Raw genomic sequence first — 5,912 nt, 5'->3', positions numbered from 1 at the left:
GTATATCCAGGAACCTGCGGTCATCTGGCCGTACATCATCAAGCCCTTGCGATCGAGCTCGTTGAAGTGTTCCCAGTTGGCCCAGGCTGGCACCAGGTTGGAATTGGCGATCAATACGCGCGGGGCATCGGCGTGCGTGGGAAACACGCCCACCGGCTTACCCGACTGCACCAGCAGGGTTTCGTCTTCGCGCAGCTCGCGCAGGGCGTGCAGGATGGCATCGAAGCATTCCCAGTTGCGTGCGGCCCGGCCAATGCCACCGTACACCACCAGTTCCGCAGGATTTTCCGCCACGTCCGGATCGAGGTTGTTCTGCAGCATGCGGAACGGAGCCTCGGTGAGCCAGCTGCGGCAGCTTAAGTGCGTGCCACGCGGGGCGCGGACGATGCGGGTGGTGTCGATGCGGGTGGGTGCGGTCATGGTGCCCTCGGCGCGCGATGCGTAAGCCTGAGATTATGCTTGGGGCCGCGCAGGCGGGGAAAGGCATGGCGCAGCATGCCGTGAAGCCGTCATGGAATTTTGCCATCATGGATGGTCTCCCCCCCCCTTTTTAGTCTTGCCTGCATGAAGCCCATTCCCTGCCTGCTCCTCGCCCTGGCCCTGCTTTCCGGTTGTGCCACGACTCCGCCGACGCCCGCTCCTGCCCCGGTGAAGGACCGCATCGTGCTGCTGGTATCCATCGATGGCTATCGCGCGGATTACCTTGACCGGCACTTGAGCCCCACGCTGGAAAAACTCGCTGCCACCGGCGTCCACGCCACCGCCATGCAGCCGTCGTTCCCGTCGCTGACCTTCCCCAACCACTACGCCATCGTCACCGGCAAGGTCCCTGACCATTCAGGGATCGTCAACAACACGATGGTCGATCCCGCGCTGGGCCGCTTTTCCATGGGCAAGCGCGAGGCCGTCGCCGATGGACGATGGTGGGAAGATGCCGAACCTGTCTGGGTCACCGCCGAGCGCCATGGCATCCATGCGGCAACGATGTTCTGGCCAGGTTCGGAAGCGGCGATCGAAGGCATCAGGCCCACCCACTACCTGCCGTGGGACGAAAAAGTCACGCCCAATGCCCGCGTCGATCAGCTATTGACGTGGCTCGATGTCCCGCCCGCGCAACGACCGCGCCTGGCAACGCTCTACTTCGATGCGGTGGACCACCAGGGCCACAAGTTCGGTCCTGATTCGAACGAAGTAAACCAGGCCATCGTTACCACCGACCATGCCATGGCGCGCCTTGTCGCCGGCCTTGGGCAACGGAACCTCCTGGGCAGTGTCGACCTGATCGTGGTGTCCGACCATGGCATGGCCCCCACGCCTGCCAACCAGGTGATCCTGGTCGACGATATCGTGGACCCTTCGACCGTCGATGTGGTTGCCACCGGAACGCTGCCGAGCTTCAACCCCCTGCCCGGGCACGATTTCACCAAGGCGCAGGCTAAGTTGCTCGCCCCACACGAGCACATGGCCTGCTGGCGCAAGGCGGATATTCCCGCGCGCTTCAACTACGGCCACCACGAGCGCGTACCGGCGATTGTCTGCTTGCCCGATGTGGGCTGGCAGGTCACCACGAAGGCCTCACTGGCCAAGCGCACCGACCCGCTGTCACTGGGCCAGCACGGATACGACAACGCCGATCCATCGATGCGGGCATTGTTCATCGCCAACGGCCCATCGTTCGGCCGCGGCGTGACCATCGGTGAATTCCCCAACGTGGATGTATACGACCTCATCATGCACTTGCTCGGTTTGTCGCCGCTGCCCAACGATGGCAGCCTGGCACCGTTGCAGCCGGCGCTGGCCGGACCCACCCGGTCACCCTGACCTGCCGCGCCCGGGAAAAAAGAGGCCGCCGGTGGGAAGCCGGCGGCCTGATCTGGGGAGGAACGTTGCGTCCAGGGGTCGGGGCCGGGGAGCGGCCGGAACGCTTATTGTTGGTATGGGAAAAGGTTAGAAGTCGTAGCTGATGCCAAAGCGCAGGTAGCGCGGCGTGCTCCAGTACAGGACGCGCTCGTAGTTGGTGTTCGGTGCGGTGGACGAGCCACTGATCGCGTAGGTGGCGGTAGCCACCGATTCGTTGAGGATGTTGTAGACCATCACGTTGAAGGCCAGCTTCTGCGCCGCCCACATCGGGCGATATTCGGCTGAAAGGGAAATGATGTGCTGCCAGGGCTGGCGACCGGCATCGCCCGGGGCCGATGCCACGCCATCGCAGTAGTGGTAGTAACTGCCGTAGCCCACCGGGTTGCTTTCATCCGCGCCGTAGTAACCCAGGCAGGTCTTGGGCGCGCCGGACAGCAGGGCGATGTTGCCCGAGAGCATCCATTCAGGCGCCACTTGCCACGAGCCGTAGATCTTCAACTGATGTTTGCGGTCGTTGGAAAGCAGGCCGTTGGAGTTTTCCATCAGCTTGCCAAAATCCCAGTCGACCGTGGCCGACACGTCCGTCTGCCCGATGTCCGACCGCACCTGGCCTTCACTGTTGCCGTAGCTGCGCGAGTAGACGTAGTCGACCTTGGCCTGCCAGGTGCCGTCGAACGGATGCTCAAGGAACGTTTCCAGCCCGTAGTAGTTGCGCTTGGCGCTGGGCATGCCGAAGTCCTTGGCCGATACGGTGACCTCGTTGTAGCCGCCGGCACCATTGGCGATGCGGTAGGTGTTGCTGCGGCCAGGGTTGGACAGGTAGCAACCGTTCAGGCTGGTCGCATCCACGTCGATGCCCAGCGACTGCGCCTTGGCCGCGATGGTGTCGGTATCGCAGATATCGTCCAGGATGTTGCGCAGCTTGCGTACCTGCCCCTTCATGCCCCAGACGTAGTCCTGGGCGAACTGCTGGGTGAAGCCGAGCAGGTATTCATCCTGGTATTCGGACTGGATGCCCTTGGCGGCCACGGTCTTGGCATCCGGCGCCTGGCCATACTCGTTGTTGGCTGACACGGCGCCGCCGGTGGACGACGCCAGTTGTGTCAGCCCCGTCGGGTTGCCGTTGGCGTCGATGCCGGTGTAGGTGTAGTACTCGTTGGTATAGAGGGAGCCCGCGGCAGCACGCAGCGCCACGGATGCAGGCATGGCCAGGTAGTAACGACCGGCGTTGCCGTACACCTTCAGCGACGAATCGCCGTTCACGTCCCAGCTGAAACCCAGCCGCGGCGCCCATTGCGGCTTGGTCATGCGCAGGAAGGCATCGCCATCGGGGTTGTAGTTGGTGAACTGGTCGTTGCGCAGGCCGATCTTCACCAGCCAGCGATCATCTACCTGCCAGCTGTCTTCCACGTACTGGGCACGCTGCTTCACGCGCACCGAGGCCGACGTGCTGTAGAGGTACTTCGATACGTAGTAACCGGTCTCGCCGCCCGCACCGGTGTTGGGGGCCGCCACGTACGGGCTGTCGCTGATCGCCGTACCCGGATCGCCGTAACCGTAGATCCATGCCGTGCCGGTCTGGCCGTCGTCGATATCGCGGGAGTTGAGGTTGTCGATGCCGCCAGTGATGGTGTGGTCGCCGACCTTCCAGGAAAGATCAAGGCGAAGGTTGTTGCTGGTGGCGCGATGGCTCGGATCCGTGGCGGTAAGTACCGTCTGGGTGTTTACGATCGGGGAATCGCCCACGATCGCCGGGTTCTCGAACTCCGACCCGCTGATATAGGTAAGGGTGGGATCGTAGCCGGGGGTCTGGCTGAAGTACGTCATCTTCTGCTTGCCGTAAAGGGCAGTCAGGGTGATGTCGTCGGTGATGTAGCTGGTGAACTTGCCGACGTAAACCTCGGCACTGTTCTTGGTCGACGTGGCGAAGCTATTGAGACCGCTGGTGGTCTTCGTGTCGTAGTCGTAGTTGTACAGGTTGCCCTTGTACGATGTCTTCGTCGACGCCCCGGTGAGCTCGAGGATATTGTTGTCGTTGATGTTCCAGTCGATCTTGGTGTACCACTTCGGGTTGTGGTACTCGTAGGCCGTGTTATAGGACGACGTCACCGCGCCCACGCTGTTGCCCGACTGCTTCTGCCCTTCCACGGCGGCGAAGATGAACAGCTTGTCCTTGATCAGCGGGCCGCCCACGTAAGCGCTTTCCGTGGCAAGCCACGAGTTGGTCTGCGAGTAACGGCGGTAGATTTCGCCGTCGTTGGCGCCGCTGACGTAGTACGCATTGGGGCTGGTACCGCGGCCGAACGCGGGTGTCCACTGCACCTGGGCGCCGAAGTGCCAGTCATTGGTGCCGCGCTTGCCGGTCTGGCTGATCACGCCGCCGTCGGAACGGCCATACGCCGCGCCGTAGCCGCCGCTCAGGATTTCCTCCTGGTCGACCGCGCCGTAGGGAAGGCTGATGCCGCCGAATCCGCTGAGGGGGTCGGTGGTATTGAAGCCGTTGAGGTAATAGGCGTTCTCGGTGACCGACGAACCACTGAAGGCCACCAGCGAACCGCCCGTGGTACCGCTGGTGAACCCGCTGTAGCCGGGAACGACACCCGGGGCAAGCAGGGCGATCGCTTCGGCGCTGCGTGCAAGTGGCAAGCGCGCGAGCTGCTGCGAGGTGATGACCGTGCGGGCGTCCACGCTGGTCACGTCGATCGCCGGCAGCGCGGCCGCCGATACGGTAACGGCATCAAGATTCTTGGCCCCGGTGGCGAATGACACTTCCGTGCCTGAACCCACGCGCAGGTCGACGTTGCTGCGCGAATCGATGGTCGCGCCGTCCTTCACCAGGGATACCGAGTACGTGCCCAGGGGCAGCGATCCGATGGCATAGCGTCCGCTGGCGTCCACCGCCACTTCGCGCGTCACGCCGGAGTTGCTTCGCACTTGCACCGTCTCCCCCGCGGCTGCAGGCGCCTGGCCGAAGATGCTGCCTGTGGTGGCCTGGGCAAAGATGGCGGTGCTGCCCACGGCAAGGCCGACGGCGAGGCTGATGCGGCTAAGCCGCATCCATTGCAATTTGTTGTTGGACACTGCGTGTGGCTCCCCAAAGATGTTTTTCAATGGCGACGGCACTGACGCCATCGCCTGTTAAATCTAGTGTTGGTCCCGGATGACGAAACGGCGGAAAATGCCGCGTCATTCGGCTATTCCTCGCCGGTATGGCCGGCGGTGATCCGCGCGATGCTCCGGCTGTATGCAAGCGCCGCCTGACGGAAGGAACGCGGCGACGTGCCATAGGCGTCGCGGAAACTCCGGCTGAAATGCGTCATGTCGCCGAAGCCCCAGCCGTAGGCGATCTGTGACACGCCACGGTGGCGCAGTGCCGGATCGGCCAGCTCGCGCTTGCAGCGGGCGAGCCGCTCGCCGCGCACCCAGCGCATCAGGGTGAGGTCCTCGTCGGAGAACAACTCGAAGAGGTAACTCATCGACAAGCCAATGCCACGGGCAATCAACTCGGCGCACAGCTCCGGATCATCCAGGTGTTCGCGGGCGAAGCGACGTGCCTGCTGTTTGTAGTGAAGGCGCAGCTGCGTGGCGGACAGGCGCGCCGGATCGGCGGTCTCGAGCGCTGCGGCCAACATATGGGGGATCGCGTCCAATAGCCGGCTGGCGACGGCTTCGGTGAGGTCGCTCGCGCGGTAGAAAATCTCCCTGAACAGCACGCGCAAGTAGCCTACGGGCCCGCGGTCGCCGGGCAAGCCAATCGCCGATGCCATCGCCACCTGCGGTACCGCCTCGCGCAACGCCGTGATCGGCAGGTAGATCGTCTGCACCGTCGAAGCCCCGAATTCCAGACGGAACGGGCGCGAGAGGTCGACCAGGCAAAAGTCATCCTGTGCGATGCGGCTTCGCCGCCCGTATTGTTCCACCGTGGCATTACCTTCAAGTTGAAGGCTCAAGAGGGCCGCCCCGCGGTGCGCTGGAGCGATCCCTTCGAAGCTAAGCACATGCGGGGCGTGGCGGAAGGTCGCCAGGCGCAACCGCTCACCGGCGTAGCCGTC

Annotated in this window: 3 protein-coding genes and 1 pseudogene; 1 reads left to right on the top strand and 3 read right to left on the bottom strand. The window is 63.6% G+C overall.

The genetic code is table 11. The features are described from left to right. Positions 1–420, bottom strand: a pseudogene (locus VK519_RS13475) (urocanate hydratase); the annotation flags it as partial. 144 nt (positions 421–564) lie between these two features. Between VK519_RS13475 and VK519_RS13470 the strand changes: the two are divergent. Beyond that, positions 565–1,821: an alkaline phosphatase family protein gene (locus VK519_RS13470; RefSeq protein WP_324350583.1), complete on the top strand. Its 1,257-nt coding sequence runs from the start codon at positions 565–567 to the stop codon at positions 1,819–1,821. 126 nt (positions 1,822–1,947) lie between these two features. Here VK519_RS13470 and VK519_RS13465 read toward each other — a convergent pair whose 3' ends face one another. Continuing rightward, positions 1,948–4,941, bottom strand: a complete 2,994-nt coding sequence (locus VK519_RS13465) for an outer membrane beta-barrel protein (RefSeq protein WP_324350582.1) — start codon at positions 4,939–4,941, stop codon at positions 1,948–1,950. A 113-nt stretch (positions 4,942–5,054) separates the two neighbouring features. After that, positions 5,055–5,912 (bottom strand): helix-turn-helix domain-containing protein (locus VK519_RS13460; RefSeq protein WP_324350580.1); only part of this gene is annotated, 858 nt, incomplete at its 5' end.

The sequence above is a fragment of the Pinirhizobacter sp. genome (assembly GCF_035317885.1).
GTDB lineage: Bacteria > Pseudomonadota > Gammaproteobacteria > Xanthomonadales > Rhodanobacteraceae > Pinirhizobacter.
Note: the sequence above shows the minus strand (reverse complement) of the source record. Positions and strands in the feature narration are given on the sequence as shown.